Below are 3,207 nucleotides of genomic sequence, written 5' to 3'. Positions count from 1 at the left end.
GCGCCCACCAAACCGGCTGTTGGCGCAGGCGGCTAAGGAGATCTTCGCCCAGGGGCTGTCCATCCTCGAGCACCCAGGCGTCGCCGCCCACCGTCAGATCAGCCATGTCCGACCGCAGCTGCAGCGAACGTACGGTGATCGGCCCGACGCTTTCCGGACAATCGCCAGTGGCCAGTCGCCCTGCAGCCCGCCACAGCAGGCTCCCGGCCGTGCCGCCACACGCGAGAAGGGATCCTGCGCCAGGAGCGGCCTCTATACCGAGTGCTGACACCGCCAGGCCGCCGCCTTCCCGACCCGTGAAGGTTCCGAATTCAAGGTCGGCAGACTGTGAGGCTTGCGGCTTGTCCGGCAGACTGATGATTGCCCGCATGCTTGCCTCCGGCGGAATCAGCAACTTTATTGGCAGGGCTCCTGGTAGCAAAAGCTCGGTCTCGCCAAGCCGCAACATCTTGCGCGGCGCGTGTGCATCGCCAGTCCACGGCAGTGCAAGAGTGACTTCCAGCGGCGCGCCACGTGCAAGCAATTCCAAGCGCACCTGGCGAGGGGTGGCGCCGGCCAGAACGCGCAGCAGCAACGTGCGGGGAAGCTTGCCAGAGTCGACCGCCGCCACCTCGAAACTTGACATGCTTTCGGCTCCGATCCCCGGTTCGGCACGGGTAATCCAGCTCGCTGGCGCTTCGACGGCTGGCGCCATGATCCCCACACGACGCAGAAGCTCCAGTGTTTCCGGCGCCAAACGCGCCTGCTCGAAACGCAGGTCAAGGCCGCCTTCACGGCCCGAAGTGTAAGTAACGAGGACTCTTTCCGAGACCGGGTGACTCAGCGTAATCGCCTGTCCGGGCAATGCTCTTAGAGAACCGATCGAATCGAGATTGACGCTGGTGCGCGGCGAGGTGAGCGCGAGCTGGCCTGCTAGGGCAAGCAGTAGCAGCCCCACGGCCCACGGCCAGAGGGCCCGCAGTTCCCGCAGCCAGCGGTAGCGCAATATGGACGCGAACATCGCGTCAGCGCGTGACTTCAACCGTCCAGGCCGACCACGCTGCAACCCAGTCGCCCCCGGCCTGCGCGCTCAGCCAGGCGCGAACCTGCATCAGATGCTGGCCCAGTGAAGGTTGCCGGTCGGCATCGGTTCCGTCCCAGATCAGGGGTTTGTCACGGCCCACCCAGGTTCCCGCAGCCACCCCGCCGTCGAATGGAATGGAACGGGCCAGGCGAACCTGCAGGTCGCCGTCGCGGTTGATCACACGCAATACTTCAGCGGCCGCCCGGTTGAAATCGGAGCGGGAATAAAAACTGAATCGAGCGGTTTCCTTCTTGCCGAGACTCATCGTTCCCGGCTGGAAGTCGACCTGGTCGATGGCTACCGAACCTACTGCCCGGGGACCTGCCCCCAGACCAAACACATTGATTCGGCCGAGCACAGGAGCGCCGGGCTGGTCCTTCACCGCACGCACCAACAACAATGCGGGGCTAAGCTCGTTCCCCAACTGATCGGGCAGCCTCAATTTGAGTAGATTGTGTTCGCTGCCTCGGCGCAGGGGAATCACCACCGGATCGCGACCCTCGACGTGAATCTCCACCGACGCGACGGTACCGGGGTCGGCCTGATAATCAATGACCAAGGGCCAACCGCCGCGGACAAATCCGCGTACCGGAATACAGGCCATGCTGAAAGCACTTTCAAATCGCGGCCCATCCTCGAAGAGTTGTTGCGGTATTTCGGGTTTGCCCAAATGTCGGAACAGTTCGCCGAGATTGATGGACAAGCCGACCCCGACATTGCCATGCGAATGGCTTTCTTCTCTCGGTGTATTTTCACTTTCGCTTTCATAGGATGGCGAACGGGGGCGGCTGCCACCGAGGGCAAAACCTCCGATAGAGAAGCTCAGACCGCTGCCCGAAGGCGCATCCTCCGACCTTGCCCCGTGCCCGCTGTCCGACGGTCGCTCAACCTGGCAAGTAGATGTAATCCTGGCCCCATCCACCGTTTGCGCCGCGACCCCACCCGCGATCACCATCAGAAGCAGAAAGAGTAAGGGGAGGAGGAGATTGGAATGATTTACGCATTTCATAAGCGCTACCTCGCTGAACTGGGCGTTTCGCTACATATTGTTAAGTGCTGTGCCCATTGACAAAGTCGCATGACCACCCTAGTCCACGCGTTAGGAAAGGGAAACCGGAGAAAGTTCTCACCGACGATCCGGCTTTCAAGCACTCGCGATTCGGTTTCGTTTCAGACTGGATTCTGACCAATAAGTCACGCAATGCCTATCAGGACACGGAAGCCTCCGAATCGCCGGCTTGAATATGTTTTCCTCGTTACCTATGCTCAGAATTGAGAGCATACGAAAGAAACAGCGTCCGTACCCTCTGTTTTTCGACCGCAAACTGTGATGAAAGGACGATGTCCATGAACACAGAGCAATCTGCCCAATCTGCAGCCTCGGCACTGAATTTTTTCCAGGTCGGTCAGGCATTGACGCAAGCCTGCCTCGATTTCGTCACCAAGCAACAGTTGGCTGTCCTGTTGCCGGCATCGGCGCCTTTGGCACCTTCGGCACCGTTGCCGATGCCAAATCTCGAACCGCTCGCTTCACTTCAGCAGGAACTGGCTACCGAACACGCGCACCTGGTGCAAAAAATGATGGAGTCATGGTCGGGCATGGCGCCCGAACCGGTGGTCAGGCCGGAAGGGGGTGATCGCCGCTTCAAAGCGCCAGAGTGGAGCGAAAGTCCTTTCTATTCTTACCTGCAACAAGCCTATCTGCTCAACGCCAGCTATCTGACGAAGCTCGCGGAAGCGCTGCCGATAAACGACGGGCCCACCCGGACACGCGTGCAGTTCCTGACGCGCCTGTATGTCGATGCCATGGCGCCGTCCAACTTCGCCGCGACCAATCCGGAGTTCATCAAGACAGCCCTCGAGACCAAGGGAGAGAGCATCACTGCGGGCATCAGAAACATGCTGGCCGATCTAGAGAAGGGCCATATTTCAATGACCGACGAAAGCGCATTCGAAATCGGCGGCAACATTGCGACGACGCCCGGATCCGTGATCTGCGAGAACGATCTGATGCAATTGATCCAGTACCATCCGAGCACCAGCAAGGTTGCCGAACGGCCGATTCTGCTCGTACCGCCCTGCATCAACAAGTACTACCTCATGGATCTGCAACCCGAGAATTCCTTCGTTGGCTACATCGTCGA

At 60.0% G+C, this 3,207-nt stretch carries 2 protein-coding genes and 1 pseudogene; 1 reads left to right on the top strand and 2 read right to left on the bottom strand.

Translation table 11 applies throughout. The features are described 5' to 3' along the window. Together PROAA_RS06130 and PROAA_RS06125 are read right to left on the bottom strand one after the other, a co-directional pair. A partial coding sequence (locus tag PROAA_RS06130; protein ID WP_186410493.1) for a hypothetical protein occupies positions 1–1,000 on the bottom strand: 1,000 nt, incomplete at its 3' end. Positions 1,001–1,004: 4 nt separating this feature from the next. Further along, entirely contained in the window at positions 1,005–2,072 is a 1,068-nt protein-coding gene (locus PROAA_RS06125; RefSeq protein WP_186410492.1) for a hypothetical protein, read from the bottom strand. A gap of 338 nt (positions 2,073–2,410) precedes the next feature. Here PROAA_RS06125 and PROAA_RS06120 point away from each other — a divergent pair. Beyond that, a pseudogene (locus PROAA_RS06120) lies at positions 2,411–3,207 on the top strand (class I poly(R)-hydroxyalkanoic acid synthase); the annotation flags it as partial.

The sequence above is a fragment of the Candidatus Propionivibrio aalborgensis genome (genome assembly GCF_900089945.1).
GTDB lineage: Bacteria > Pseudomonadota > Gammaproteobacteria > Burkholderiales > Rhodocyclaceae > Propionivibrio > Propionivibrio aalborgensis.
This window is presented reverse-complemented; position numbering and strand designations above follow the sequence as displayed.

Excerpts from the sequence above, each read along its gene's own strand:
- PROAA_RS06125 (WP_186410492.1), bottom strand. The coding sequence starts at position 2,072 with ATGAAATGCGTAAATCATTCCAATCTCCTCCTCCCCTTACTCTTTCTG.